The sequence below is a fragment of the Streptomyces klenkii genome (genome assembly GCF_003626645.1).
In the GTDB taxonomy this organism is placed as follows: domain Bacteria; phylum Actinomycetota; class Actinomycetes; order Streptomycetales; family Streptomycetaceae; genus Streptomyces; species Streptomyces klenkii.
Window position 1 is genome coordinate 142,568 of the sequence record NZ_RBAM01000006.1, and the last position, 26,290, is coordinate 168,857.

19 protein-coding genes and 1 pseudogene are annotated in these 26,290 nt (G+C 73.6%); 11 read left to right on the forward strand and 9 right to left on the reverse strand.

The window, feature by feature from the left end:
* Positions 1-58: 58 nt before the first annotated feature.
* The 4 genes from D7231_RS16300 to D7231_RS16315 all read right to left on the reverse strand — a co-directional run bounded on the left by D7231_RS16300 (position 59) and on the right by D7231_RS16315 (position 5,023).
* The gene (locus D7231_RS16300; RefSeq protein ID WP_120756181.1) at positions 59-1,366 is read right to left on the reverse strand and encodes a cysteine desulfurase; all 1,308 of its coding nucleotides are present in this window, start codon (positions 1,364-1,366) and stop codon (positions 59-61) included.
* Positions 1,353-2,735, reverse strand: a complete 1,383-nt coding sequence (locus tag D7231_RS16305; protein WP_120756182.1) for a family 2B encapsulin nanocompartment shell protein — start codon at positions 2,733-2,735, stop codon at positions 1,353-1,355. Before D7231_RS16305 ends, D7231_RS16300 begins: the two co-directional genes overlap by 14 nt.
* A gap of 277 nt (positions 2,736-3,012) precedes the next feature.
* Positions 3,013-3,744: a DUF998 domain-containing protein gene (locus tag D7231_RS16310; protein ID WP_120756183.1), complete on the reverse strand. Its 732-nt coding sequence runs from the start codon at positions 3,742-3,744 to the stop codon at positions 3,013-3,015.
* Between the two features lie 37 nt (positions 3,745-3,781).
* A complete protein-coding gene (locus tag D7231_RS16315; RefSeq protein ID WP_120756184.1) occupies positions 3,782-5,023 on the reverse strand; it encodes a DUF6777 domain-containing protein in 1,242 nt (413 codons plus the stop codon).
* 210 nt (positions 5,024-5,233) lie between these two features.
* On the opposite strand from D7231_RS16315, the gene D7231_RS16320 reads away from it, so the two are divergent.
* Positions 5,234-6,523: a streptophobe family protein gene (locus D7231_RS16320; RefSeq protein WP_120756185.1), complete on the forward strand. Its 1,290-nt coding sequence runs from the start codon at positions 5,234-5,236 to the stop codon at positions 6,521-6,523.
* Positions 6,524-6,700: 177 nt separating this feature from the next.
* Here the strand turns inward: D7231_RS16320 and D7231_RS16325 are convergent, their stop codons facing one another.
* Genes D7231_RS16325 through D7231_RS16335 form a run of 3 tightly spaced genes read right to left on the reverse strand, consistent with a single transcriptional unit; the run spans position 6,701 to position 10,639 of the window.
* Positions 6,701-7,636, reverse strand: coding sequence for a serine/threonine-protein kinase (locus tag D7231_RS16325; RefSeq protein ID WP_120756186.1), 936 nt, complete (start codon positions 7,634-7,636; stop codon positions 6,701-6,703).
* Positions 7,636-8,190: a hypothetical protein gene (locus D7231_RS16330; protein ID WP_120756187.1), complete on the reverse strand. Its 555-nt coding sequence runs from the start codon at positions 8,188-8,190 to the stop codon at positions 7,636-7,638. Before D7231_RS16330 ends, D7231_RS16325 begins: the two co-directional genes overlap by 1 nt.
* Positions 8,191-8,221: 31 nt before the next feature.
* On the reverse strand, positions 8,222-10,639 hold the full coding sequence (locus D7231_RS16335) for an FHA domain-containing protein (RefSeq protein ID WP_120756188.1): 2,418 nt from the start codon (positions 10,637-10,639) through the stop codon (positions 8,222-8,224).
* Between the two features lie 97 nt (positions 10,640-10,736).
* Here D7231_RS16335 and D7231_RS16340 point away from each other — a divergent pair, with 97 nt between their 5' ends.
* The 3 genes from D7231_RS16340 (at position 10,737) to D7231_RS16350 (ending at position 14,405) form a co-directional block, all read left to right on the forward strand.
* Positions 10,737-11,162, forward strand: coding sequence for a gamma-glutamylcyclotransferase family protein (locus D7231_RS16340; RefSeq protein ID WP_120756189.1), 426 nt, complete (start codon positions 10,737-10,739; stop codon positions 11,160-11,162).
* Between the two features lie 364 nt (positions 11,163-11,526).
* Positions 11,527-13,305, forward strand: coding sequence for a M4 family metallopeptidase (locus D7231_RS16345; protein ID WP_120756399.1), 1,779 nt, complete (start codon positions 11,527-11,529; stop codon positions 13,303-13,305).
* A gap of 179 nt (positions 13,306-13,484) precedes the next feature.
* Positions 13,485-14,405 carry an alpha/beta fold hydrolase gene (locus tag D7231_RS16350; protein WP_241999751.1) on the forward strand — a complete coding sequence of 307 codons (921 nt, stop codon included), beginning with the start codon at positions 13,485-13,487 and terminating at the stop codon, positions 14,403-14,405.
* A gap of 35 nt (positions 14,406-14,440) precedes the next feature.
* Here the strand turns inward: D7231_RS16350 and D7231_RS16355 are convergent.
* Together D7231_RS16355 and D7231_RS16360 are read right to left on the reverse strand one after the other, a co-directional pair.
* A pseudogene (locus D7231_RS16355) lies at positions 14,441-14,677 on the reverse strand (WhiB family transcriptional regulator); the annotation flags it as partial.
* Positions 14,678-14,769: 92 nt separating this feature from the next.
* Complete coding sequence (locus D7231_RS16360; protein ID WP_241999774.1) at positions 14,770-16,197, reverse strand: M6 family metalloprotease domain-containing protein; 1,428 nt, start codon at positions 16,195-16,197, stop codon at positions 14,770-14,772.
* A gap of 132 nt (positions 16,198-16,329) precedes the next feature.
* Between D7231_RS16360 and D7231_RS16365 the strand changes: the two genes are divergently transcribed.
* The 7 genes from D7231_RS16365 to D7231_RS16395 all read left to right on the forward strand — a co-directional run bounded on the left by D7231_RS16365 (position 16,330) and on the right by D7231_RS16395 (position 26,274).
* Positions 16,330-17,028: a TetR/AcrR family transcriptional regulator gene (locus tag D7231_RS16365; RefSeq protein WP_120756191.1), complete on the forward strand. Its 699-nt coding sequence runs from the start codon at positions 16,330-16,332 to the stop codon at positions 17,026-17,028.
* 92 nt (positions 17,029-17,120) lie between these two features.
* Positions 17,121-18,536: an amino acid permease gene (locus tag D7231_RS16370; protein ID WP_120756192.1), complete on the forward strand. Its 1,416-nt coding sequence runs from the start codon at positions 17,121-17,123 to the stop codon at positions 18,534-18,536.
* A 57-nt stretch (positions 18,537-18,593) separates the two neighbouring features.
* Positions 18,594-19,553 carry a cyclase family protein gene (locus tag D7231_RS16375; RefSeq protein ID WP_120756193.1) on the forward strand — a complete coding sequence of 320 codons (960 nt, stop codon included), beginning with the start codon at positions 18,594-18,596 and terminating at the stop codon, positions 19,551-19,553.
* Positions 19,554-19,670: 117 nt separating this feature from the next.
* Positions 19,671-22,577 (forward strand): SpoIIE family protein phosphatase, encoded by a 2,907-nt coding sequence (locus D7231_RS16380; RefSeq protein ID WP_120756194.1) that lies wholly within the window; start codon positions 19,671-19,673, stop codon positions 22,575-22,577.
* Positions 22,578-22,614: 37 nt separating this feature from the next.
* Positions 22,615-24,123 carry a sugar ABC transporter ATP-binding protein gene (locus D7231_RS16385; protein ID WP_120756195.1) on the forward strand — a complete coding sequence of 503 codons (1,509 nt, stop codon included), beginning with the start codon at positions 22,615-22,617 and terminating at the stop codon, positions 24,121-24,123.
* A gap of 1 nt (position 24,124) precedes the next feature.
* The gene (locus tag D7231_RS16390) at positions 24,125-25,129 is read left to right on the forward strand and encodes an ABC transporter permease (protein WP_120756196.1); all 1,005 of its coding nucleotides are present in this window, start codon (positions 24,125-24,127) and stop codon (positions 25,127-25,129) included.
* Positions 25,126-26,274, forward strand: coding sequence for a substrate-binding domain-containing protein (locus D7231_RS16395; protein ID WP_194961360.1), 1,149 nt, complete (start codon positions 25,126-25,128; stop codon positions 26,272-26,274). The genes D7231_RS16390 and D7231_RS16395 overlap by 4 nt, the downstream gene beginning before the upstream one ends.
* The last annotated feature ends 16 nt before the right edge of the window (positions 26,275-26,290 follow it).

Consider the following 26,290-nt stretch of genomic DNA (forward strand, 5'->3'; position numbering starts at 1 on the left):
GATGGTTCCCTGTGGCACCGGAAATACCGCGGAATCTCGTAGTTGTGCCGCGCACGGGTCAGGCGGCGGCTCCCTGGAGCTGAAGCCGGGTCAGCGAGGCGGCCAGCTGGTCCACTTCCTCGGCCGTGTTGTACAGGGCCAGGGAGGCCCGGGTCGCGGCCTCCAGCCCGTAGTGGCGCAGGGAGGGCTGGGCGCAGTGGTGGCCGGCGCGGACGGCGATGCCTTCCCGGTCCAGCCACCGGGCGATGGTCATGGGGTCGTGGCCGGCGAGCGTGAAGGTGAGGACCGCGATCTTCCCGGGCGCGTCGCCGAGGACGGTGAGGCCGGGGACCGCGGCGAGGGCCTGCCGGGCGTGGCCGAGCAGGGCCGTCTCGTACGCGGCGACCGCCTCGCGGCCGAACGAGCTGAGCCAGTCGATGGCGGACCTGAGGCCGACGACGCCGGAGATGTGCCCGGTGCCGGCTTCGAAGCGGTGCGGCACGGGCGCGTAGGTGACGCGGCCGAAGTCCACCTGGTCGATCATGTTGCCGCCGCCCTGCCACGGCGGCATGCCGGCGAGGATCTCCGGCTTGGCGTACAGCGCGCCGATGCCCGTGGGGGCGTACAGCTTGTGCCCGGAGAAGACGTAGAAGTCGCTGTCCAGGTCCTGGACGTCCACGGGGAAGTGGGCGACCGCCTGGGCGCCGTCCACCAGCACCTTGGCGTCGTAGCGGTGGGCCAGTGCCGTCATTTCCTTCACCGGCGGCACGGTGCCGAGCACGTTGGAGGCGTGGCTGACCGCGACGAGCCGGGTGCGGTAGGAGAGGAGGTCGGCGTAGGCGTCCTGGTCGATGCTGCCGTCGGGCAGGAGCGGGATGGGGACGACGCGGGCCCGCCGCTCCTTGGCGATCAGCTGCCAGGGGACGATGTTGGAGTGGTGTTCCAGGGTGGAGACCAGGATCTCGTCGCCGGGGCCGAGGTTGGCGCGTCCCCAGCTCTGCGCGACGAGGTTGACGGCCTCGGTGGTGCCCCGGGTGAAGACGACGGTGTCCGGCGACGGGGCGCCCAGGAACCCGGCGACCGCGGCCCGCCCGCCCTCGTACATCTCGGTGGCCTCGCGGGCCATGGTGTGCGCGCCGCGGTGGATGTTGGAGTTGGCGGTGGCGTAGTAGGCGGCCAGGGTCTCGATGACCTGGCGGGGCTTCTGGGTGGTGGCGCCGTTGTCCAGCCAGACGACGGGGCGGCCGTTGACGGGCCGCTGGAGGACGGGAATGTCCCGCCGGGCGGCCTCGGGGGTGAACTGCCCGCTGCGGGTGGTGGCGCTGCCGGCGGTGGGCTGCGGGGGCGGGGCGGCGTACGCGCCCCACGGCAAGTCAGGAGTAGTCATGGTACTTGGACACCTCGACGTTCTGGAGCACGGCGAGGGCGTCCTCGACCAGCACCGCGGCGTTGAAGTACGCCGTCATCAGGTACTGGGTGATGCCCTTCTGGTCCATGCCCATGTTGCGCATGGACAGGCCCGGCTCGACCTCGTCGGCCACCTTCGCGGGCCGCAGGCCCACGACGCCCTGCTCGGCCTCGCCGACGCGCATGAGGAGGATCTCGGTGGTGGCGGCGCCGTTCGGGCCGCTCATGCGCACCTTGTCGGAGGGCAGCAGCGGGACGCCGCGCCAGGTCAGCAGGGGGCTGCCGAAGCGGTTCTCGATGACCGGGGGCACGCCGCGGCGGGTGCACTCGCGGCCGAAGGCGGCGATGGCGCGCGGGTGGGCGAGGAAGTAGGAGGGCTGCTTCCAGACCTTGCTGAGGAGTTCGTCCATGTCGTCGGGGGTGGGCGCGCCGGTCCGGGTCTGGAGGCGCTGCCCGGGGGCGACGTTGCTGAACAGGCCGTACTCGGGGTGGTGGAGCATCGAGCGCTCCTGGCGCTCGCGCAGCGCCTGGATCGTCAGGCCGGCCTGGGCGCGGGTCTGGTCGATGGGCTCGTTGTAGAGGTCGGCGACGCGGGAGTGGACGCGCAGCACGGTCTGGGCGAGCGTCATGTGGTACTCGCGGGGCGTGTCCTCGTAGTCGACGAAGGTGCCCGGCAGGTCCGGCTCGCCGACGTGCCCGGCGCTCAGGTCCACGGGCACCTCGGCGCCGGGGACGGTGCGTTCGCCGGTGGTGTAGGCGGCGAGGGCGGCGCGCAGCGCCTCGTCGCAGCCGGCCAGCCGGGCCAGGTGGCTGCGGTCGGCGCACAGGGCGGTGCCGGGGGTCAGCGCCTTGACGCGGTGGGCGGCGGGCGAGCCGCAGGCCCAGGCGTCGAGGTCGAAGAACTCGCCGTCGCCGAGGATGCCGAGGAGGGCGTCCTCGCCGTAGCGGCCGGTCGTCCGCTTCTCGGCGCGGCCCTGGACGAGGATCCAGAGCTTGTCGGCGGCCTCGCCCTCCTGGAGGAGCAGTTGCCCGGCGTCGAAGGAGACTTCGGTGAAGGCGTCCGCGAGTTCGCGCAGCAGCTCCTCGCCGGCCTCGCGGAGGAAGGGGATCTCCCGGAGGTCCTCGGGGACGACGTGGTGGGCGTCGTCGTTCCTGAAGGTGGATATCCGGTCGTCACCGAGGATGAAGGTCCGCCGGCGGTTGACGCGGTAGACGCCGGACTCGACGTCCACCCACGGCAGGGCCCGCAGCAGGTAGCGGGGCGTGATGCCGCGCATCTGCGGGGTGGTCTTGGTGGTGGTCGCGAGCTGCCGTGCCGCGTCCGGGCTGAGACTGAGCCGGTCGTTCATGAGGACCTCCTCGTGTGGGCAACGAGGGTGATCGTCTTGTCGGCAACATTGCGTTCACAAGACCGCAGCAATACGTCATGGCCTTAAAGCATTCACCGTTGGCGTAGCGGCAGTTCTGCTCAGAAGTGAACACACCTTGTTCATGGGGTCGTTGAGCAGTGCGCTTTTCCGCGTTTTTGCCGGGGTGAGCCTCCGGTCGGCGAGGTACGGAGCCGGTCCCTCTCGCGCACAAACGACCAGATCCGATCGCCGGCGGGCTTCGCGCGACGCCGGCGGCTCACCGGGCCCGGTGGCGGCCCCTGCCCCGGGTGCGGCGGATTCCCGGCGAGGCGGCGAGCAGGGCCAGCCACACCCCGACGAGCAGCAGGTGCGCCCGCTGCGGAACGCCGTGCCAGCCCGGCCGCCCGAACAGCGGGCCGACCGTGCTCACGGCCGTCACGAGCGCGGCCGCCAGGACCCACGGTCCCCAGCGGCGGACCAGCGGCCACCGGGTGCCGCGCACCGCGGCGGTCACCATCAGGGCCATGGAGGCGAACAGCGCGGCGTGGGCCAGCGCGCTGGTGGCCGTGTGCCAGGGGTTGACGGCCTCGCAGGCGCGGTTCACCGACGGTGCGCACCGCATCGGGACGACGACGTCCGCGACGGAGGACGCGGCGAAGGCGACCAGCGCCCACTGCCCGGCGACGGACCAGCGATCGCTTCCCGCGCGCCGGGCGAGCAGGGCCGCGCCCGCGGCGACGAGCAGGGCGGTGACGACTTCGACGACGCCGAAGAGCACGTGGAAGGGCTGGTCGGCGGCGTAGAGCTCGCTGACGTAGGAGTGCCGGGGGTCCAGGCCGGTGGGCAGCAGGAACTCCAGCACCCAGGCGTTGTACGCCACCGCCGCGACGGCCAGCGGCCACGCCGCCCGGCGGGCTCCGCCCGGGTCCCGCGGGCTCACGCCGGCCGTGGCCGTCACCCGGCCGGGGGCGGCTTCCCCCGGCCGGGGCTCGGTGGGCGCGTCGCGCATCGGGGGCCGTCTCAGGCCCGCCGGGCGGCGGCCCCGCTCATGCCGCCCCTCCGGGTCCGGCGAGCCCCCGGTTCTGCGGCCCGTACGCGGGCCCGGGTTCGGTGGGCGGCTTCTGCGGTTTCTGCGGGGACGGCGGGGCCGTGGAGGGGGTCGGCGGGGCGGACGAGGACGGCTTCGACGGCTCGGCGCTGCTCGGCTCCTCCGACCCCTGCGAGGCCGGGCCGGACGGAATGGCGCCGCTGGGCGGCGGGACCGGGCGGTCGCTGCCCCCGTCGGTACCGACCGGGCGTTCGAACCACTGGCCGGTCACGGGGTCGTACACGACGATGACGTAGACGACGGTCGTGGCCTGGGTGACGGCGACGACGTTCGACGACTTGTACGCGCTCCAGCTCTGGCCCTTGGTCTTCGTGCCGCCCTTGGCCGCGACGGGCGGGCCGAGGGGGTTGCCGCAGGCGCAGCGCACGCGGGGCAGGCCGCGGTTGTCGACCAGGACGGCCGTGCCGGCCTGGAGGACGGACTGGAACGTGGTGGCCGAGCCGTCCTTGTAGCCGTGGTTGGTCACGCGGGTGTCGGAGCGCAGTTGCAGGGGCGTCAGGCCGCGCAGGTAGCCCGGGATCTCGCCCTGCTGGATGCCGGCGGCGCTCGCGAAGGCGCGGGACTTCGTCTGGTCGTCGTTGAGGTAGCGGATCTGGCGCTCGACGTCGCAGCTCGCCGCGTTCTGGGTGCCGCCGTAGAGGCCCGGGGTCGAGCCCTGGTACGTGCGGGTTCCCCCCTCGGAGGGGGTGACGGGCTCGGAGGCCTCCTTGGTGCCCGTGTCCTTGGCCGTGGACGCGGTGAACGGGTCGTTGCCGTGGGCCGACGCGGCCTGGAGGAAGACCTCGCTGCCGCCTTCCGGGCGGAGGAAGAAGACCACGAGCGCCGCGGCGGCGACCAGGGCGCCGGCGAGGAGGGCCACCCTGGGGGCGGAGCGCCACCAGGACTTGGCGGGTTCTCCCGCGGGCGGCGGTGCGCCGTGCGCGCCGGACGGAGGGGCCGGCGGGCCGGGCGGGGACGGCGGTTCCTCCGGCGGCTGCGCGCCCGTGGGGCCGCTGATCTCGGTGGCGCCCTCGCCCGACCCGGCGCCCTCGCCCGACGGGGTCGAGTGCCAGTCCGGGCGGGTCGGTTCGGGAGGCGGTCCGGACGGGCCGGACCTGCCGGACCCGCTCCCTCCGCCGCCGGACAGGGGGCCGGAGGGCGGGCCGGTGGGCCGGTCTTCTGACGGTGGTTCGGACGACACGAGCCCTGCTCCTCCGCTTTTGTCCTCTTTGTCAGGCTTACGGGCTCATTGTGTGCCGCAAACCGGCGCGGCCCGCAAGCGGGGTTCCCTCCGGGAGGTTCTCGACAGGTGGGGCGGGACCCGCGGGCGTAGGTTGGGCTTCCCGGGGCTTCCCGGGCCTCCCCGCCGGAGGCCGGGTGTCCGACCGTCGACGACGCACGCGGAGGCAGTGTGAGCCAGCCGCCCGGAGGCGCGCCCTCCTTCGTCCGCGCCTGGTGGGAAGCCCTCGCCGCCGTCGCCGCCGGAGTGGCCGCGATGTTCGCCGTCGCCGCGCTCGGCCTGTGGGCCGCCGGGGCCGGCGGGCTGCCGGGCGGGGCGTTCCCCTCGGTGACGGCGGCCACCGTCGTCACGGCCGTGGGCGGCACGGTGGAACTGTCCGGCGACGCGGGCGTCCTGGGCCGTACGGGGGCGGGCATCGCCGTCGTCCCGCTGTCGGTGACCCTGGCCGGCGCGGTCGCCCTCGCCGTCGTCTTCCTGCGCCCGCTGCGGCACCACGCCGTGACGAGCGGGCGCGCGCTGCTCGCCCGCGTCGCCCGGACGGCCGTCCTGTGGCTGCTCGCCCTGCTCCTCACCGGCCTCGGCGCGCGCCACGACTTCCGGATCAACCTGGGCGACTCGCTCCTCGGTGACATCGGCGACGTCCTCGACGTCGCCCCCCGCGTCGGCTTCCGCGCGGCGCTCGGTCCCACGCTCGGCTACGGCCTGCTGTGGCTGCTCGTCCTGCTCGCCGTCGCCGTGGCGGCCTCCCGCAAGACGCCCCTGCCGTCGCGGCTGCTGCGTTTCCAGGACCCCGTGCGGCCCGTGGCGTCCGCCATGGTGGCGCTGCTGCTGGGTTACGTGCTGCTCGGCCTCGTCGCCGGGCTCGTGACCGCCGCCGTCCGGGGGCATCCGGGGGACACGATGGCTGTGCTCCTCCTCGGCCTGCCCAACCTCGCCTGGCTCGCGTTCGGTCTCGGCCTCGGCGGCACCTGGGACGGCCGCGTGCCCGGCACGTCGCTCGGGCTGCCCATGCCCGCGCCGCTCACGGCGGTGCTCCGCGAGGGGGGCGACCGGCCGTCCACGCTCAGCGTCTCCTCGCTCGCCGCGCACGACGGCCGGGCGTGGCTCCTCGTGGTCGTCGCCGCGGTCGCCCTCCTCGCGGCGGCGTTCCTGACGGCCGTACGGTCACCGGCGACGACGCGGCCGTGGGAGCACGCGGTGCAGGTGGGTGTCGCCTCAGCGGTCACTCTGTTCGTCATCGGCACCCTCACCCGCATCTCGGCCCGCTTCGGCCTGTCCATCCTCGGCATCACGGACATGTCAGCCTTCGGCGGCGAGGTCGCGTTGCGGCCGCACCTGCTGACGCTGATGGGCCTGGGCTTGCTGTGGGGCGCGGTGGCGGGCTTCGCGGGAAGCGCCCTGTCCCACCGGGTCCGGCGCGGGGGCCTTGCCGGCGAAGCCGGGAATCCGGGGCCGGGGTAGGCCCGGCACCGCCGGGAAGTCCGGCGGTGGGTTGCGCGCCGCGGCGGCGGAGGGGAAATCGGCGCCTCTCCCGCCTTCAGGGCCGGCCGGTTTTCCCCCGCCGCCACGGCGGACCACCACAACGGCGCAGTCCGGCGGTGCCGGACCGGCCGCAACCCCCGCGTCAGCGCACCGCCGTCACGCGCCCCGTTCCGGGAACGCTGCCGCCGCCCACCCAGGAGGCTCCGGGACCCGCGTCGCGCCCGGCGTAGCCGACGTGGCCGTCCTCAGGGCCGCCACGAAACGCAAGCAGCTGTCGAAGCGTTCGTCCGGGGTCTTCGCCAGGGCCTTGGCCAAAACATCGTCGGCGGCCGCCGGCAGCCCCGCCACCTGTTCCGACGCCCGCGGCGGCGCATCGTACTGGTGCGCCCACAGCAGCGCCATGTCGTCCTCGCGCCGGAACGGCGGCGCCCCCGTGAGCATTTCGAAGACGACGCACCCCAGGCTGTACACGTCGCACCGCCCGTCGACCGGCTTGCCCGCGATCTGTTCGGGCGCGACGTAGTCCAGCGTGCCGACGAACTGGCCCACCCGGGTGTACCCGGTCAGGGACAGGGACTTCTTCGTCAGCCCGAAGTCGGTGAGGTAGACGTGCTCGGGGTGGTCGCTGTCCGTGCCCTCCGTGACGAGGATGTTCCCCGGTTTGACGTCCCGGTGGACGAGATCGTGCGCGTGGGCCGCGTCGAGCGCGGAGGCGACCTGCCCGGCGATGCGGCACGCCGCGACCGGCGGCATCGGCCCGTCGCGGTCGAGGAGGGCGCGCAGGTCGAGCCCGGCCACGTACCGCATGGCGATGTAGAGCACCCCGTCGGCCTCCCCGGCCTCGAACACGGGGACGATGTGCGGGTGGTCGATGGCCGCGGCGACGCGCGACTCGTGCCCGAAGCGCTGGCGGAAGGTGTCGTTGCGGGCCAGTTCGGGGGCGAGCAGCTTGAGCGCGACGATCCGGCCGAGCCGCAGGTCGCGGGCGCGGTAGACGACGGCCATGCCGCCGCGCCCCAGTTCGCCCTCCACCTCGTAGCCGGCGATGCGGTGGCCGGTCATCTCGGCGGGCCGGTCCCCGGCCGCCGCCATCAGTGTTCACCGCCGGGGCCGCCGCCGGGGCCCCCGCCGGGCCCGGCGGGGGACGTGAGCGCGGCCATGGCGGTGCCGTCGCAGTAGCACCACAGGTCCCGTTCGGCGTCGTAGAGCCAGACGGCGTCGCCGTCGACGACGGCCCCGATGCGCAGGCCCCGGGCCGTCTGCCCGAAGGCCTCGGCGTCCGTGCGGCCCGCGGCGAGGTCCTCCATCGCCCCGCGGTACCGGTCGAGGGCCTCCTGGACACGGGCGAGGAGCCCGCGCGCGTCGTCCGTCCGGACGAGCGGGCCGCCGGCGGCGGGCGGGTCCTGCGGGAGGACGACGAGGAGCCGGGCGTCGGTCCAGGCGGCCCAGCCGTTGGAGCAGAGCACCCGGCCCCAGTCGCCGCGCCGCTCCACGAGCCGTACGGGCAGGAGCGGGTCCAGCGCCGTGGTGGGCACGGCCCCGTCGGGGCCGGCCCAGGTGGCGAGCCCGCCGGGGGGCACGACGTGGGTCGGCAGGAAGCCGGGGATGCCGGAGGCACCGCCGGGCGCCAGGGGGACCGTGCTCATGGCTCCGTCTCCTCCATCTCCTGCGTCTGCGTCACTTCCGCATGACCGCGGGTTCGTGGCGGCGCAGGAGGCGGGCCACCAGGAGCGCGAACACGAGCGACAGGACCACCATCATGCCCATGTCCATCAGCCAGGTGCCGACGGCGTGCCGGAAGAGCGGGTCCCCTCCCCCGGCCGACGGCGGGACCTGCCCGGTGGCGGGCGGGATGCGGGTGAAGTCGATCGTTGCGCTCATGGCCGCCAGCGCCCAGCGCGAGGGCACCAGCCAGGACAGCTGTTCCAGCACGAGCTTGTTGTTGAGCTCGATCATTCCGCCGCAGAAGACGACCTGCACCAGGGTGATGAGGACCAGCAGCGGCATGGTCACCTCTTCCCTGCGGACGATCGCCGAGACGAGCAGGCCGAGCAGCATGGACGTGAACGACAGCAGTGCCAGGGCCAGGGTCATCTCGAGCAAGGGCGGCATGAGGACGCCCTGGCCGTGGGGCGCGCGGGTGTCCACTCCGGCCAGGCCGACGATGGACAGCACGATCGCCTGCGCCACGGTGATCACACCGAGGACGAGGATCTTCGACATCACGTAGGCGGACCTGGACAGGCCCACGGCTCTCTCGCGCCGGTAGATGACCCGTTCCTTGACGAGTTCGCGCACGGCGTTGGCGGCGCCCGTCAGCACGCCGCCGACGCACAGGATCAGCAGGACGGTGTTGGCCTTGTCGGCGGAGGCGAAGCGGGTGCCCGAGGACAGCCGGGCCATCGCGCCGGTGACGAACGGCAGCACGATCATGATGATCAGGAAGGTGCGGTCCGTGCTCAGCGCGCGCACGTAGCGGCGCATCAGGGTCGACAGCTGGGCGCCCCAGGTCTGGGGCTTGGGGGGCGGTGCGGGCTCCTCCTCCGGCGCGTGCGCCCCGGCGGGGCCCGGCTGCCCGGCGGCGGGGGCGACGTACTGCCCGTACTGGGCCGAGGCGCGGTACTCCCCCGGCCAGTCGCGGTCCTTGTCGTTCTCGAAGGCCTCGAAGGCCTCGGGCCACTCCTTGAACCCGAAGAAGCCGGGCGTGTCCCCGGGCGGCCCGTAGAAGGCGGTGCGCCCGCCGGGGGCGAGGACGAGCAGCCGGTCGCAGACGTCCAGGCTGAGCACGCTGTGGGTGACGACGATGACGGTGCGGCCGTCGTCGGCGAGGGTGCGCAGGGTGTTCATGACCGAGCGGTCCATGCCCGGGTCGAGGCCGGACGTCGGCTCGTCGAGGAAGAGCAGGGAGGGCTTCGTCAGGAGTTCCAGGGCGACGCTGACGCGCTTGCGCTGGCCTCCGGAGAGGCTGTGGATGGGCTGGTCGGCGCGCTGTTCGAGGCCCAGTTCGCGGATGACCTCCTCGACGCGGGCCAGGCGTTCGGCCTTGGCGGTGTCGCCGGGGAAGCGCAGTTCGGCGGCGTAGGACAGGGCGCGGCGCACCGTGAGCTGCACGTGCAGGATGTCGTCCTGGGGCACGAGGCCGATGCGGGCGCGGAGTTCGGCGTAGTCGCGGTAGAGGTCGCGGCCGTCGTAGAGCACCGCGCCCCGGTCGGCGGGGCGCAGCCCGGTGAGGGCGTTGAGGAGGGTGGACTTGCCGGAGCCGCTGGGGCCGACGACGGCGAGCAGGGACTTCTCCTCGACGGGGAAGGAGACGCCGTCGAGGAGGAGTTTGCGGCCCTGTTCGGCGTCGACGTGGACGCACAGGTCCTGGACGTCGAGGGAGATCTCGCCGCTGTCGACGTACTCCTGGAGCTGGTCGCCGACGAGGCAGAAGGCGGAGTGGCCGATGCCGATGATGTCGCCGGAGAGCACCGGGGCGCGGCGCACGGGGTGGCCGTTGAGGAAGGTGCCGTTGTGGCTGCCGAGGTCGACGATCTCGTAGTCGCCGCCGGGTCCCGCGCGCAGTTCGGCGTGGCGCCGGGAGACGACCAGGTCGTCGACGGTGACGTCGTTGTCGGGGCCGCGGCCGATGCGGATGGTGCGGGCGGGCAGGGGGCGTACGGAGGTGGGCCGGCGGAAGGTGCCGGTGGCGGCGGGGTGGGACACCGAGGTCGGGCGCTCCGCGAGGGACGCCGGGGGCGGAGGGGGCGGCGCCGCCGGGGGCGGGGCCGGTGGCGGGGCGCTCTTGAGGACGGCGGCGGGCCCGTCGGCGGGGCTGCCGAAGCGCAGGACGGTGCCGGGGCCCACGTCGAGGAGCTGCACCCGCCGGCCTTCGGCCCAGGTGCCGTTGGTGCTGCCGGCGTCCTCGACGGTCCAGTGGTCCGCGACCGGGCGCAGCACCGCGTGGTGCCAGGAGACGCGGGCGTCGTCGAGCACGATGTCGCTCTGCGGGTCGCGCCCCACCTGGTAGACGCGGCTCGGGGTCATCGTCTGCGAGCCGCCGTCGGACTCGACCACGAGTTCGGGGGCGGAGGGCACGACAGGGCGCTCTCCCATACCGGTAATTTTACGGCGGACCGCCCTGCCCCGCCTTCCGGTGGTACGGGGCGGCGGTGGCGGCAGGGGCGGGCGGGGACGGCGGAGGGAGCCGGGGATGGCGGTGGGGCAGGAGCGGCTGCCGGTGTTCGTCTACGGGACGCTGCGCCCCGGGCAGGCCAATCACGGCCGTCTCCTGCGGGGCCGGACGGTGGCCGAGGAGCCGGCGCGGCTGCGGGGCGCGGTGCTGTACGAGGGGCCCGGGTATCCCTACGCCGTGGCGGAGCCGGGCGGCGAGGTCCGCGGCGAGCTGGTCCGTGTCGTGCCGGGTGCGTACGTGGCGGTGCTCGCGTCCCTGGACGAGCTGGAGGGCTGCGCTCCGGACGGCACGGGCGAGATGTACGTACGGGTGGTGCGGCCGGTGCTGCCCGGCGGCGGGGGCGGCGCGGTCCGCGCCTGGGTGTACCTCGCGGCGGAGCGGACGGCGCGGCGGCTGCGGGCGTCGGGGACGCGGGTGGCGGGCGGCAGCTGGCCCGGGGCGTAGGGCTTCGCGTCTCACATTCCGAGATGCCGGCGATCCGCAGCAACCCTCGCCCCGCAGCCCGCATCTCACCCTGCGGTTGACGCCAAGTCACTACATAGGCACCTTCTGTTCGGTCATTGTTAACAGTTGATCAACTGTCCGGACATCACGCCTATCTGATCTTTTCATGCCCATGCCAGTACAGGCAGAGTCCTCCGCGGGACCACAGGTTCCCGCGGTGCGCGAGTGACGGCACCGCGTGCATGCAGGCGGCCGGGCGCGTCCCGAACCGCCCTCGACGCAAAGGGCGCTGAACTTGCGTACAACCCCCACAACGCAGAACCGAATACTCGCCGTCGCCGTGGCCGTCGTGGCCGCGGCCACCATGGCGGGCACCGCGGCCGCCGCTCCGTCCCAGCCCGTGGACAACGGCTCCGCCCGGGACCGGGCCCGCGCGGCCGCCACGGAGACCTCCATCAGCGCGGCGACCCTCGCCGCCAACGCAGAGACCGTGAAGGCCGCCACCGCCGCGGCGCTCGCCCACGCGGACGCCACGGGCGTCGGCAAGAACGAGACGCTCCGGGTCAAGGACACCCTCGTCGACCCCGAGGGCAAGCGCCACGTCCGCTTCGTCCGGGCCTACCAGGGCGTCCCCGTGGTCGGTGGCGACCTCGTCGTCCACCTCGACGCCAAGAAGAACTACCTCGGCGTCACCCGGGCCATCAAGCACAAGGTCGCCGTGGACTCGGTCGCCCCGAAGCTCACCGCGCCGCAGGCCGCGGCCACGGCCGCGAAGTCCGTGTCCGGCAAGGCCGCGAAGACCGAGCTCGTGGTCGACGCGCGGAGCACCGAGCCGGTCCTCGCCTACCGCGTGACCGTCACCGACAGCGGCAAGGCCGAGACCGGCGTCAGCCACAGCGTCGTCGTGGACGCCGGCAGCGGCAAGGTCATCAGCAGCACGCCGCTCAGCGACGGCTTCATCTCGCCCCGTCTGAAGGCGAAGCTCCGCGACCAGGGCCGGCAGGCGAAGCCGAGCAAGAACGCGAAGTCCGCCCCGCCGGCCAAGGTGCAGCCCGGCGCCGGTTTCCCGGCCCAGGCGAGCGGCACCGGCGCCTCCTTCTTCGCGGGCGACGTCCCGCTGACGACCACGCAGAACGCCAAGGACTCCTTCGTCCTGAAGGACCCGAGCCGCGGCGGCGGCGAGACCCGCGACGCCGGGGGCAAGGAGCTCGACTCCTTCGCGTCCGGCAAGGAGTTCACGGACTCCGACAACCGCTGGGGCAACGGCACCACCACGGACGCCGCCACCGCAGCCGTCGACGCGCAGTTCGGCATCACCAGCACGTACGACTACTACAAGGCCACGTTCGGCCGGACCGGCATCAAGAACGACGGCTCCGGCCCGCACGCCCTGGTGCACTTCGGCGACAAGGTCGGCAACGCCTTCTGGTCGCCCGAGTGCGGCTGCATGCTCTACGGCGACGGCGATGGAGAAACGTTCAAGCAGCCGCTGGTGGCCCTGGACGTCACGGGCCACGAGCTCAGCCACGGCGTGATCGAGGCCACCGCCGACTTCCAGCCCACGCGGGTGGACGCACGCCAGAACCAGTTCGGCGAGGCGGGCTCGCTCAACGAGTCGCTCGCGGACATCTTCGGCACGGGCGTGGAGTTCCGCACGAACAACGCCGGCAACCCGCCGAACTACCTGCTCGGCGAGAAGCTCGGCCTGGAGCAGAAGTTCCTGCGCCGCATGGACAAGCCGTCGCTGGACGTCCTGGAAGGCACGGTCGACTACTGGGACAAGGACTCCTACGACCGTGAGGTGCACGCCGGCTCCGGCGTCTCCTCGCACGCCTTCTACCTGCTGGCCGAGGGCAGCGGCAAGAAGACCGTCGGGGGCGTGGAGTACGACTCCGCCACGTACGACGGCAAGGCCGTCGCCGGCATCGGCCGGGAGAAGGCGCAGCAGATCTTCTACCGCGCGCTGACCCGCTACATGGTCTCGACGACCGACTTCCACGAGGCCCGCACCGCCACGCTCCAGGCCGCCGCGGACATGTACGGCGAGAAGAGCACCGAGTACCAGGCGGTCGACGCCGCCTGGGCCGGGGTGAACGTGACCGCCGCCAACACGCCCAAGGAGGGCCCGGCCGTCAAGCGCTGACGGTCGCCCGCGCCCTGCCCGGCCGGTTCCCCCGCGCGCTGCGCACCGGGGAGCCGGCCGGGCCGGTGTGATCCACAACCCCTGGTCCGGCGAAGTGGATGTTGTTATCGTCGACGCCACCAGAGAGTTGGGGCTTCAAACCCACCCCACGCGCACTGGTCGACGACAAGGGGGAGCAAGTGCCGGCAAACGCAGAGACGGTCACGAGCGCGGAGGAGCTGAAGGCTCTGAACGCGGAGCTCGCGGCGTCCCTCGAAGGCGGTTTCACCAGCGAGTACGCCGAGGTCAACGGCGTCCGGCTGCACTACGTGACCGGCGGCCAGGGCGATCCGCTGGTGCTGCTGCCCGGCTGGCCCGAGACGTGGTGGGAGTACCGCAAGGTCATGCCCGCCCTCGCGGCCCGCTTCCGCGTGATCACCGTCGACATCCGCGGGATGGGCGGGTCCAGCAAGCCGCAGTCCGGCTTCGAGAAGAAGTCCATGGCCGGGGACATCCTCGCACTGGTCCGCCACCTCGGCCACGAGAAGGTCAGCATCGCCGGGCACGGCATCGGCGCCATGGTCGCCTTCGCCTACGCCGCGAACCACCCGGAGGCCACCGAGAAGGTGGCGATCCTCAACACCACGCACGCGGACCAGAGCTATTACAAGTTCCCCATGCTGCCCAACCCCGGCGACAAGGGCCCGCACCGCTGGTGGCTCGCCTTCAACCAGGTGGCCGGCTTCCCGGAGAAGCTCCTCACCGGCCGCTACCGCCACATCATCGACTACATGTTCGGCCTCAGCCTGGTGGACCCGGAGGCGATCACCGACCGGGACCGCGACATCTACGCCAAGGCGTATTCGTCGGCCGAGGCGATCCGGGCCAGCAAGGGCTGGTTCCAGTCGTACCAGCAGGACATCGCGGACTTCGAGTCGTACGACAAGATATCCGTGCCGATGCTCGGCCTCGCGTACGGGACGTTCTTCGAGTACATGAGCCAGGTGTTCCCCCAGCAGGGCACCGACGTGCGCATGGCCGAGATCGAGGGCACCCGCAACTACCTGGTCGAGGAGCAGCCGGAGGCCGTCACGCGCGCCCTCCTGGAGTTCTTCGGCTGACCCTTCGGCCGGACCCGCCCCGCGGGTGACGTCCCGCGCCGGGTCCCCGCGGCCCGGCGCAGGGACCGCCGCTCGGCCTCGCTCGTCCCGCCCCACACGCCGCTCTCCTGCCCGGACTCCAGCGCCCAGCGCAGGCAGTTCTCCCGCACCGGGCAGCGGCGGCAGACCGACTTGGCGTCCTCGGTCTGGACGATCGCGGGGCCCCGGCTCCCCACGGGGAAGAAGAGCTCGGGGTCCTCGTGGAGGCACTCGGCGTACTGTCGCCAGTCCATGTGGCGATTCATGTGACAGTTCCTTTCGATCCGGGTCGGCGGTCCCCCCTCTCCCCTTTACTCCGCGTTGCCCGGAACGCGCCGCGTAAGCCTCACTCCATGTGAATGTCGACGCCCATCTCCTTGTCCCCGGGGTTCCCCTGCACCTCGATGGTGACGCCGGAGAACTTCCCGTTCGGCAGGTTGAGCGCGGGCCTCGTGCTCTCGCCGAGGGTCGCGTTGCCCAGGGAGGGGTAGAGGTCGTCGGAGTCGCCCCGGTTGCCGCGCCCGAAGATCGCGCCGAGGTCGCGCTTGCCGTCGGCCTGCATCAGCTCGATCGCGAGCCGGTCCTCGCGGTTGACGTCCGCGATGGCCTGATCCACCACATAGCAGGCGATGCCCTCGTCGGGAGCCGCGGCGTCCTGCCTCCGGCGGCGCCGGTACTCGACGATGAGGTACTGCAAGTCCGTCATCGTGTCCGGGTTCTGGACGAAGAGCAGATCGCCGGTCTCCGCGGCCGGCCGCAGCACCACGTCCTTGGTGGTCGCGGCGATGTTCCGCGGCGTGACCCAGCCGTGGAACATGCGCAGCATGCCGTTGGGGAGCGTGGGCGTGAGGCCGTGGTTGCCCCAGTTTCCCGAGGCCATCAGGCAGTAGTCGCCGAGGCCGTTGGACTTGGTGGCCTCCAGCTCGCCCGTGTCGTAGTAGTCCGCCCAGCGCGCCGCCAGGTGGCCCCACTCGTGGGCGCACACGCCCATCGCGCAGTCCTCCGGCACGGTGAGGAAGGTCTCCACCTTCAGCCCGGGGGCGACCTTGATGCCGCCCGGGATGCCCCACTTGAGGCTCCAGATCTCGTCACGGCCCTCCGGGCCCTCGATCTCCTCCGCGCCGCGGCCCGCGTGCACGATGAAGAGGGCGGTGACCATCTTCTCGTCCAGGACGTCGAACGGTGTGAAGTCGACGCCGGCTTCGAGGGCGAGCCGGACCGCGTCCCGCGCCATTCCCTGGGAGTTGCGGGGGAACCCCTCCTCGGTCAGGCCCGAGTTCCCGTCGGCGTAGAAGGAGAGCGGCTGCGGCAGGCGGAACCAGCCGTGGACCTCGCCCTGGACGTCTATGCCGTTCTCGCTGAACGACTGGAACCCGCTCACGGTGCGGTAGTAGTCGCGCATGCTGCCGGTCGGGAGGGAGTTCGCGCTGAACAGCAGCTGTTCGTAGTGGCCCGGGCGGTGGTCCGGGTCGTGCGGCCGGTCGGGAAAGTCCACCAGGAGCACCAGGGTGTGGATGACGCCCTTCAGCTTCTTGGACGGCGGCGTGATGAGCTCCCGGCCGGCGAAGGCCGGCCCGACCCCGGCGGCGCCGTCGTCGAGGCCGACGCGCTTCTCGCCGCGCCGGGCGGAGCGCCAGACGTAGTAGTAGTCCTCGAAGGTGGTGCCCTTCGGCAGCCGGCCCAGCTCCGTCAGGTCGAGGTAGCGGGTGTAGAGGCGGGACAGCGCGTCGGGGGACAGCGGCACCGGGCAGGGCCGTGTGCAGGTGTTTCTCATGGCGATCACTCACCGGATCGGTTCGATCACAGGATGCGCGGCATATTTACCTCGTAAACATGTCGTTTCCGTTTATGCTGTATATGTACAGGTTTAACCTGGCTTGTCCCCTTGTCAAGGGAGGCCGTCGCCATGGCTGCCCGCACCCGTCTCACCAGGGACCGCGTCGTCGGCGCGGCGCTGCGCGTCGCGGACGCCGAGGGGCTCGACGGCCTGAGCATGCGCCGGGTCGCCGACGAGCTCGGCGTCGAGACGATGGCCCTCTACCGCTACACCTCCAGCAAGGACGAGCTGCTCGACGGCCTCGTCGAGAGGCTGTTCATCGAGCTGGAGGAGAGCCTGGGCTCCACCCCCTTCGGCCCGGCGGCCCTCGCCGCCGGGGACGCCGAGACCGCTCCCCCGTGGCGCGAGGCGCTCGTCGGCGTCGCCCGGGCGATGTACCGCGTCGCGCTCGCCCACCCGCACGTCGTCCCGCTGATGGCGCTCCGGCCGTTCACCGTCCCGCTGACCCGGCGGCCGCCCGCGGTGCTGCGCGCCCACGAGCGCCTGCTGACCCGGCTGGAGCGGGCCGGGCTGGGCGAGCGCGCCACGCTGGAGCTGTACCGGGCCTTCATCTCCTGGGTGCTGGGGTACATCGTCACCGAGCTCCGGGAGGTCGTGGACAATCCGGACGAGCCCGAGCCCGCCTTCCGGCTCGGGCTGCACCGGCTGCCGGTCAAGGAGTTCCCCCGGCTGCGGGCCCTCGGGCCCGGGCTGGCCGCCCGCGGCGGCGAGGAGCAGCTCGCCGCCGGCGTGACCGCGCTCATCGACCGCTTCGCTCCCCCGACCTGACAGAGCGGGCCGCGCGGAAGGGTGCCGTGCCCGGCTGATCGGTAGGTAGTGGTTCCACGCCCACGCCTCCCTTGAGCCCCAGGACGGTCAGCATGCTCGCACCCTCCCCCGCCGCCACCGACCGAGCCGCCCCGGCCACGGCGGCCACCGCGCTTCCGGGCGGGCTCAAGCAGCGCCACCTGTCCATGATCGCGCTGGGCGGTGCCGTCGGAGCGGGCCTGTTCGTCGGCTCCGGGGTGGGGATCAGGGCCGCGGGGCCCGCGATCGTCGTCGCGTACGTCCTGGCCGGCGGCCTGGTGCTGCTGGTCATGCGGATGCTGGCGGAGATGTCCGCCGCCGACCCGGCCACCGGGTCGTTCTCCGTGCACGCGGCCAAGGCGCTCGGCCCCTGGGCGGGTCTGACGGCGGGCTGGCTGTACTGGTCGCTGCTGGTCGTCAGCGTCGCCGCGGAGGCGATCGGGGCGGCGGACATCATGACCGGATGGCTTCCCGGCGTCCCCGGCTGGGCGTGGATGACGCTCTTCATGGCCGGCTTCACGGGCAGCAACCTCGCCGCCGTCCGGCGCTTCGGCGACCTGGAGTTCTGGTTCGCCGGCCTGAAGGTCGCCGCCATCTGCGTCTTCCTGCTGCTGGGGGCGCTCGCCGTCGCCGGCCTCCTGCCGGGCTCGGCCGCGCCGGGCACCGCCCACCTCACCGGCCACGGCGGTTTCCTGCCGCACGGCTGGCACGGGCTCGCCCTCGGCCTCGTCGCGGCGGTCTTCGCCTACGGAGGGCTGGAGACCGTCACCATCGCGGCCGCCGAGTCCGCCGACCCGGTCAGGGCCGTGGGCCGCGCCGCCAGAACCGTCGTCTGGCGCATCTGCCTCTTCTACATCGGCTCGATGGCCGTCATCGTCACCCTGCTGCCCTGGGACGGCGGCACCGCCCGCACCAGCCCCTACAGCGGCACCCTCGAACGCATGGGCGTCCCCGGCGCCGGGAACGTCATGAACGCCGTGGTGCTCGTCGCCCTGCTGTCGGCCATGAACGCCAACATCTACGGTTCCTCCCGCATGCTCTACTCCCTCGTGCACCGCGGCGACGCGCCCCGCGCCCTCGGCCGCGTCACGCCGGGCGGGGTCCCGCGCAACGCCGTCCTCGCCTCCGCCGCGTTCGGCTTCGCGGCGGTCGTCCTCAGCGTCCTCTGGCCGGAGTCCGTCTTCCGCTTCCTGCTCAACGCCGTGGGGGCCACCATCCTGATCGTCTGGTTCCTCATCGGCCTCTCCCAGCTGCGCCTGCGCCGCCGGCGCGCCCTGCGCGGGGATCCGCAGCCGCCGGTGCGCATGTGGCTGTTCCCGCACCTCACCCGGCTGTCCCTGCTCGCGATCGGCGCGGTCCTGGTGGTCATGGCCCTCGAACCGGACTCCCGTACGCAGGTCCTGTGCACGGGGGCCTGGGCGGCGCTGCTGATCATGTGCGCTCTGGTGAAGGAGCGCCGAGGCGGGGCGCGGCGGGCCGCCGCAGAATAAGGACAGGCCTTCCCCCGTATAAGGACAGGCCTTCCTCCGTCCGCCGGGGAGCACCTGATGAGCACCACGATGAGCAACGGTCCCGCCGACGGCCCCGGCAACGGCCCCGCCGTCTCCCGGTGGGAGTTCGACGCGATGTTCGAGCGGGTGCGCACGTGGGGCCGCTGGGAGCCCGCCGAGCGCGGGGCCTGGAACCGGGTGGGCGCGGACCACGTCCGGCGGGCGGCCGCCCTGGTGCGGTCCGGGACCGTCGTCCCGCTGGGCCGGCCGTGGGACACCACGTCCGGCCCCGACAATCGCAAGCCCGCCCTGCACTACATGTCCGACCTCGGTGACGTCGAAGCCCCCGAACCGTCCACCCACAAGGACTTCGTGGGCGCCGACTACCACGGCAAGGGCATCAGCCACCTGGACGCCCTCTCCCACGTCGCCTACCGCGGGCGGCTCTACGGCGGCGGCGCGGCGCGGGAGCTCGTCGGCGCCGCGGGCGCCCGCTTCGGCAGCGTCGCGGCGCTCGGACCCCTGGTGACCAGGGGGGTACTCCTGGATCTGCCCGCCGTGCAGGGAAGAGCCTGGCTGGAGCCGGGGCAGGCCGTGCACGCCGGGGACGTCGCCGCCGCGGAGGAGGCGCTGGGCGTGGAGATCGCCGAGGGCGACGCCGTGCTGCTGCGGACCGGCCGCTTCCGGCGCCGCCGGGAGCTGGGCCCCTGGGACGCCGACGCGGCCTGCGCGGGGTTCCACGTGGACGCCGTGCCGCTGCTGGCCGAGCGCGGCATCGCCCTGCTGGGCGGCGACGGCGACAGCGACGTGCGGCCCTCGCCGGTCGAGGGCGTGCACTCGCCGGTCCACACGCTCGCCGTCGCGGCGATGGGCGTGCCGCTGCTGGACAACCTCGACGTCGAGGAGCTCGCGGCCGCCTGCGCGGGCACGGACCGTTACGACTTCCTGCTCCTCGTGTCCCCCCTGAACATCCCGGGGGGTACGGGCTCGCCCGTCAACCCGGTCGCCGTGTTGTGACCAAGGAAATGACCTGGGAGATGACCAAGGAAACAAGCCGGAGAAACCGATATGTCCGGGAAGTTCTAAAATGGAACATCAGTGCAGGCGTGCGGACCGTACGGGGAAGTGATGCGGATGGGGCTCGTCACGGAGGACATCGGCCCCGTGCTCGCCCGTGAGCAGTTCTTCTCCGGCGCGCCGGTCGAGGGTGCCGTGCGCGACCCGATCCTCGATTCGTGGCAGCGGAGCCGGTCCCTGGGGCTCTCCCCGGACGGCTGCGAGCTCCCGTACTTCCCGGACATCGACCTCGACGGCCGCCTCGTGCGCGCGGCCGGCCCCGTGCTGGACCGCCTGCAAGCCCGGTTCGCGGGCCGGAACATGAACGTGTCGCTGGCCGACGGGCGCGGAGCGGTGCTCCAGCGCCGCTTCGGCGACACCACCCTGGTGCGGCGGCTGGCCGCGATCCAGAGCGTCCCCGGCTTCGTGTTCGCCGAGAAGTACGCCGGGACCAACGGCATCGGCCTGGCCCTCGCGGAGCGGCAGCTGGTCAACGTCTACGGCGCCGAGCACTTCGCCGAGCGCTCCCAGTCCAACGCGTGTGCGGCGATCCCCGTACGGGACCTGCTCAACGGCCGCATAGAAGGAGTCCTGTGCCTGGGCTTCCCGCGGACGGACGCGGACGCGGCGCTGGACATCGTGATCCGCAAGGCGGCGGGCGCCATCGAGCGGCGGCTGCTGGAGCAGAGTTCGGCACGCGAGCGCGCCCTGCTCCAGGCGTACGTCGACGCCAGGCTCCGCGCGCCGGCCGGGCCCGCGGCCGTCAACGGGCAACTGGGCGAGCCGGCGGCCGCGAGCGGCCTGGACTGGCGGGACCGGATGATCCTGGAGGAGCGGGCCACCGAGCTGATCGCGTCGGCCCAGCGGGCCGCCGTCGAGGTGTCGCTGCCCGGCGGCCGGCGGGTCACCCTGCTGAGCCGCCCGGTGACCACGGCCTCCGGGGTGGAGGGCGTCGTCGTCGAGGCGTTCCTCGACGCACGGCACCAGCGCCTCACGGTCGCCACAGAAGCCGGGACCGCACCCGGGGCCACGGCCGCAGCCGCCGGACCCGCGGCCGCCGCGGCGCCCGGTCTCCTGGCCGAGCAGTCCCTCGCCCGCTTCGCCCCGCTGCCCGGCCGGCCGCCCGGCGCCACCCCCGGCCGGTCCGCGGCGACGGCCCGCGCGCCGGGCCCGGCAGCCCCCGGGGCCGCCGCGGGCGCCCCCGCGGCCGGCAACCTGCTGCTGGTCGGCGAGCCGGGCGTGGGGAAGCACGCCGTGGCGGCGCGGCGCCGCCTGGAGCTGCTGTCCGAGGCCAGCACCCGGATCGGCACCACCCTGGACGTGGCCCGCACGGCCCGCGAGCTCGCCGAGATGGCCGTCCCGCGCCTGGCCGACTACGTCACCATCGACCTCCCCGAGGCGGTGCTGCGCGGCGACGAGCCGACCGACCCGGCCAAGCCCCTGCACCGCACCGTGGTCCACGGCATCCGCGGGGACTGCCCGTTCTACCCCGTCGGCGAGCGGGTCCACCTCAAACCGTGCACGCCCCAGCTCCGCTCCCTGAACGGCAGGAGGACCGTCCTGGAGCCCGACCTGCGGGACGCCCCGGGCTGGGTCTCCCAGGACCCGGTGGCCGCCCAGCGCATCCTCGCCCACAACGTCCACTCCCTCATCGCCGTCCCGCTGCTCGCGCGGGGCATCGCCCTGGGCATCGCGAGCTTCTACCGCGCGCGGGACCCCGCCCCCTTCGGGGACGACGACCGCGCGCTGGCGCAGGAGCTCGCCACGCGCGCCGCCATCTGCATCGACAACGCCCGCCGCTACACGCGCGAGCACGCGATGGTCCTCGCCCTCCAGCACAGCCTGCTGCCGCAGGGCTTCCCCGAGCAGAACGCCGTGGAGGTCGCGCACCGCTACATGCCCGCCGAGTCCGGCGTCGGCGGCGACTGGTTCGACGTCATTCCCCTCTCCAGCGCCCGCGTCGCCCTCGTGGTCGGCGACGTCGTGGGCCACGGGCTGCACGCCGCCGCCACGATGGGCCGGCTGCGCACCGCCGCCCGCAACTTCGCCGAGCTGGACCTGCCCCCGGACGAGGTCCTCACCCACCTCGACAACCTCGTCGGCCGCCTGGACCGCGAGGAGGGCGGCGGCGACCCCGGCGCCGGCATCCCCGGCATCATCGGCGCCACCTGCCTGTACGTCATCTACGACCCCACCACGCAGGCGTGCACGATGGCCCGGGCCGGGCACCCGCCGCCCGCGCTGGTGCGCCCCGACGGCTTCGTCTCCTTCCCCGAGCTGCCCGCCGGCCCGCCGCTGGGGCTGGGCGGCCTCCCCTTCGAGACGGCGGAGTTCCTGCTGCCCGAGGGCAGCCAGCTGGTCCTCTACACCGACGGGCTGATCGAGGACCGCCGGCGCGACTTCGACACGGCCCTGGAGGACCTGCGCCGGGCGCTGTCGCACCCGAACCGGCCGCCCGAGGACACCTGCCGCGCCGTCCTGGAGGCCGTGGTCCCCGGCCATCCGGAGGACGACATCGCCCTGCTGGTGGCCCGTACCCACACCCTGGACCGGAACCGGATCGCCACCTGGGACCTGCCCGCCGACCCGGCGCTGGTCTCCTCCGTCCGCGCCGCCGTCACCCGCCGGCTGGCCGAATGGGGGCTGGAGGAGACCGCCTTCGCCGCCGAGCTGCTGCTCAGCGAGCTGGTCACCAACGCGATCCGCTACGGCTCCGGCCCCATCCAGGTGCGCCTGCTCTACGACCGGGCCCTGACCTGCGAGGTCGCCGACACCAGCAGCACCTCCCCGCACCTGCGCCACGCGGCGGCCACCGACGAGGGCGGCCGCGGCCTGTTCCTCGTCGCCCAGCTCTCCCAGTCCTGGGGCACCCGCTACACCCCGGAGGGCAAGGTCATCTGGGCGGAGTGCGCGCTGGAGGTGCCGGGCGGCAAGGCCGGCCCCGCCGCGCTGCGGATCGACCTCGACGACATCCCCGCCATCTGACGGCCCATCCGGGATCCGGGGCGAAAGGGGCCGTAGCATGACGAACGTGCCGAACTCCCAGCCCCTCGTCCGCATCCGCGGGCTCGGCAAGCGGTTCGGCGGCACGCTCGCGCTCGACGCGGTCGACCTCGACATCGGCCGCGGCAGCGTCCTGGCCCTGCTCGGCCCCAACGGCGCGGGCAAGTCCACCCTCATCAAGGTGCTCGCGGGCGTCCACCGCGCGGACGCGGGCGAGGTGACCGTCGCCGGGCACCCGCTCGGCACCGAGGCGGCCTCCCGCGCCATGTCGTTCATCCACCAGGACCTCGGGCTGGTCGGGTGGATGACGGTCGCCGAGAACATCGCGCTGGGCACCGGATACGCCCGCCGCGCGGGGCTGGTGTCCTGGCGGCGCACCCGCCGGCAGTGCGCCGAGGCCCTGGGCATCGTCGCCGCCCACCTCGACCCGGACGCCGTCGTCTCCGGCCTCACCCGCGCCGAACGCTCCCTGGTGGCCATCGCCCGCGCCCTGTCCACCCGGGCCGGGCTGATCGTGCTGGACGAGCCGACCGCCAGCCTCCCGGCGGCCGACTGCGCCCGGCTCTTCGACGTCCTGCACACCCTGCGCGACCGCGGGCACGCCGTCGTCTTCGTCACCCACCGGATCGACGAGGTGTTCAAGGTCGCCGACGCCTTCGCCGTCCTGCGCGACGGACGCATCGTCAGCCACGGCCCGGTCGCCGGCTATCCCCCGGCCCGGCTCGTGCACGACATCGTCGGCCACGAACCGCGCGGCTACGCGTTCACCGCCCCCGCGCCCGGGCCGCCCGTACTCAGCCTGGACGGCGTGCGGACGAAGCGCACCGGGCCGGTCAGCCTGGAGCTGCGCGCCGGCGAGATCCTCGGCATGGTCGGCCTCACCGGCGCCGGGCACATGGAGCTGGGCCGCGCCCTCGCCGGCGCCCGGCCCCTGCTCGGCGGGCGCGCCGTGCTCGACGGCCGGCCGTACCGGCCCGGCACGGTCACCGCCGCGGTGGACGCCGGCGTCGGCTTCGTAACGAGCAACCGGCTGGAGGAGGGCTGCGCGGCGGAGCTGACCGTACGGGAGAACTTCCTGGCCAACCCCCGGGCCGGCGGGCTGCGGAGCGCCCACTGGATCAGCCCCTGGCGCGAGCGCGCCGCGGCCTCCGTCCTCATGGAGCGGTTCGCCGTGTGCCCCCGGGACAGCGAGGTGCCGATCGCGACCCTGTCAGGGGGCAACCAGCAGAAGGTCATGATCGGCCGGTGGCTCGGGCCGAACCGGAACCTCCTGATCCTGGAGGAGCCGACCGCCGGGGTGGACGTCGGCGCCAAGGCCGCGATCTACCACCTGTTGCAGCACGCCCTGGCCGACGGCCTCGCCGTGCTGCTCATCTCCACCGACTTCGAGGAGGTCGCCGGCGTGTGCCACCGCGCCCTGGTGTTCGTCCGCGGGAAGGCGACGGCCGAGCTGAGCGGCAAAGCCCTCACCGTCGCCGCGCTCACCCACGCGGCCTCGGCCATGTCTCCCCTCACCGGGACGCCGTGACGTGACCTCCCCGAACCGCCGTCCCGCGGTCCGTCACCGGATCGGGCACCTCGTCGGCGCCTACGGCCTCCTGGCCCTGACCGTCCTGCTGTTCGCGGCCTTCTCCCTCACCCTGCCGGACACCTTCCCCACCCTGGACAACATCTCCGCCGTCCTGTCCAACCAGTCGATCCCCGCGATGCTCGCGCTCGGCGCGACGATCCCCATCGCCACCGGCAAGTTCGACCTGTCCATCGGCTACGGCCTGGGCCTCGCGCACGTCGTGATGATGCGGCTCCTCGTCGCCGGCCACTGGCCGTGGCCCGCCGCCTGCCTCGTGGTGGTCCTGGGCGGCGCGGCCGTGGGCGCCGTCAACGGCGCCGTCGTCGAATTCGCGCGGATCGACTCCTTCATCGCCACGCTCGGCACCGGCAGCATCATGTACGCCTTCACCGGCTGGATCACCGGCGGGGCCCGGATCGTCCCCGGCCCGGGCGGCTTGCCGGCCGGTTTCACCGCGCTCTACGACTCCCGGTTCCTGGGCCTGCCGGTCTCCGCCTTCTACGTCCTCGCCCTCACGGCCGTCCTGTGGCTGCTCCTGGAGCGGCTGCCGCTGGGCCGGTACCTGTACGTCATCGGCTCCAACACGCGCGCCGCCGACCTCGTGGGCATCCCCTCGCGGCGCTACGTCACCGGCGCCTTCACCGCTTCCGGCCTGGTCGTCGGCCTCGCCGGGGTGCTGCTCGCCGCGCAGCAGCAGACCGGCAACCCCAGCGTCGGCATGGACTACCTGCTGCCCGCGTTCGTCGGCGCGCTGCTCGGCTCCACCGCGATCCGGCCCGGCCGCGCCAACGCCCTGGGCACGCTGGTGGCCGTCACCGTCCTGGCCATCGGCCTCGCCGGCATCGGCCAGCTGGGCGCCCGGTTCTGGGTCACGCCGATGTTCAACGGCGCCACCCTGCTCATCGCCGTGGGCCTGGCCGGCTACGCGGCGCGCCGGCAGCTGCGCCACGGAGCCGGCCTGTGAACCGTACGGCCGTGCGGGCGGGCGCGGCCGTCCTGGCCGTGGGCGTCGCCGCCCTCACCGGCTGCGAGCGCGGCTCGTCGACCGGCCCCGCCCCGCCGCCGGCCACGCCGGCCGGGAGCGGCTGCCCCGCCGCCCTGGCCAGGGCCGAGGCGGCCGTCCGGCGGGCCGAGCGGACCGACTCCGCGTGGAACGGGCCCGTCACCGGTCCGCGGGCCGTGCCCGGCAAGTCACTCGTCCTCGTCGCGCAGTCCATGACCAACCCCGGCGTCGCCGGCGTCGCCGGGGGCGTGGAGGAGGCGGCCGGGGCCATCGGCTGGCGCGTCCGGGTGATCGACGGCCAGGGCACCCCCGCCGGGATCCAGGCGGCGTTCGGCCAGGCCGTCGCCCTGCGTCCCGAAGGCATCGTCATCGCCGGCTTCGACCCCCGCCTGACGTCGCAGCAGGTCGCGCAGGCCGGAGCGGAGCACATCCCGCTCATCGGCTGGCACGCGGTCGCCTCCCCCGGCCCCAGCAGGGACCCCGCGCTGTTCACCAACGTCACCACGCGGGTCGGCGACGTCGCGCGGATCAGCGCGGACTGGGTCATCGCGCACGGGCACGGCGCCGCCGGGGTCGTCGTGTTCACCGACGCCTCGATCCCGTTCGCCAGGAACAAGTCCGAGCTGATCACGAAGGAGCTCGGCACGTGCGCGGGCGTGCGGCTGCTGGCGGAGGAGAACATCCCGCTCGCGGACACGAGCAGCCGGACGCCCCAGGAGGTCTCCTCGCTCCTCTCCCGCTTCCCGCGGCGGTGGACGCACTCCGTCGCCATCAACGACGTGTACTTCGCCGACGCCGCGCCCGCCCTGCGCGCGGCCCGCAGGAAGGGCGCGGGCGCGCCGTACAACATCGGCGCGGGCGACGGCGACCCGTCGGCCTTCCAGCGCATCAACAGCCGCCAGTTCCAGGCGGCCACGGTGCCCGAGGCGCTCTCCGAGCAGGGCTGGCAGATCGTCGACGAGTTCAACCGCGCCTTCGCCGGCGCGCCCGCCAGCGGGTACGTGGCCCCCGTGCACATCGCCACCGCCGCCAACAGCCGCGGCGCCACGTCCTGGGACCCGCCCGGCTATCGCGCGGCGTACCGCAGGATCTGGGAGGGTCCGTAACCCGCCGGTCAGACGA

Excerpts from the sequence above, each read along its gene's own strand:
- D7231_RS16325 (WP_120756186.1), bottom strand. The coding sequence starts at position 7,636 with ATGGCGGCGGCCGGGGACCGGCCCGCCGAGATGACCGGCCACCGCATC.
- D7231_RS16305 (WP_120756182.1), bottom strand. The coding sequence starts at position 2,735 with ATGAACGACCGGCTCAGTCTCAGCCCGGACGCGGCACGGCAGCTCGCG.
- D7231_RS16310 (WP_120756183.1), bottom strand. The coding sequence starts at position 3,744 with ATGCGCGACGCGCCCACCGAGCCCCGGCCGGGGGAAGCCGCCCCCGGC.
- D7231_RS16375 (WP_120756193.1), top strand. The coding sequence starts at position 18,594 with ATGAGCACCACGATGAGCAACGGTCCCGCCGACGGCCCCGGCAACGGC.
- D7231_RS16335 (WP_120756188.1), bottom strand. The coding sequence starts at position 10,639 with ATGGGAGAGCGCCCTGTCGTGCCCTCCGCCCCCGAACTCGTGGTCGAG.
- D7231_RS16365 (WP_120756191.1), top strand. The coding sequence starts at position 16,330 with ATGGCTGCCCGCACCCGTCTCACCAGGGACCGCGTCGTCGGCGCGGCG.
- D7231_RS16345 (WP_120756399.1), top strand. The coding sequence starts at position 11,527 with ATGGCGGGCACCGCGGCCGCCGCTCCGTCCCAGCCCGTGGACAACGGC.
- D7231_RS16330 (WP_120756187.1), bottom strand. The coding sequence starts at position 8,190 with ATGAGCACGGTCCCCCTGGCGCCCGGCGGTGCCTCCGGCATCCCCGGC.
- D7231_RS16380 (WP_120756194.1), top strand. The coding sequence starts at position 19,671 with ATGGGGCTCGTCACGGAGGACATCGGCCCCGTGCTCGCCCGTGAGCAG.
- D7231_RS16340 (WP_120756189.1), top strand. The coding sequence starts at position 10,737 with ATGGCGGTGGGGCAGGAGCGGCTGCCGGTGTTCGTCTACGGGACGCTG.
- D7231_RS16370 (WP_120756192.1), top strand. The coding sequence starts at position 17,121 with ATGCTCGCACCCTCCCCCGCCGCCACCGACCGAGCCGCCCCGGCCACG.
- D7231_RS16385 (WP_120756195.1), top strand. The coding sequence starts at position 22,615 with ATGACGAACGTGCCGAACTCCCAGCCCCTCGTCCGCATCCGCGGGCTC.
- D7231_RS16360 (WP_241999774.1), bottom strand. The coding sequence starts at position 16,197 with ATGAGAAACACCTGCACACGGCCCTGCCCGGTGCCGCTGTCCCCCGAC.
- D7231_RS16300 (WP_120756181.1), bottom strand. The coding sequence starts at position 1,366 with ATGACTACTCCTGACTTGCCGTGGGGCGCGTACGCCGCCCCGCCCCCG.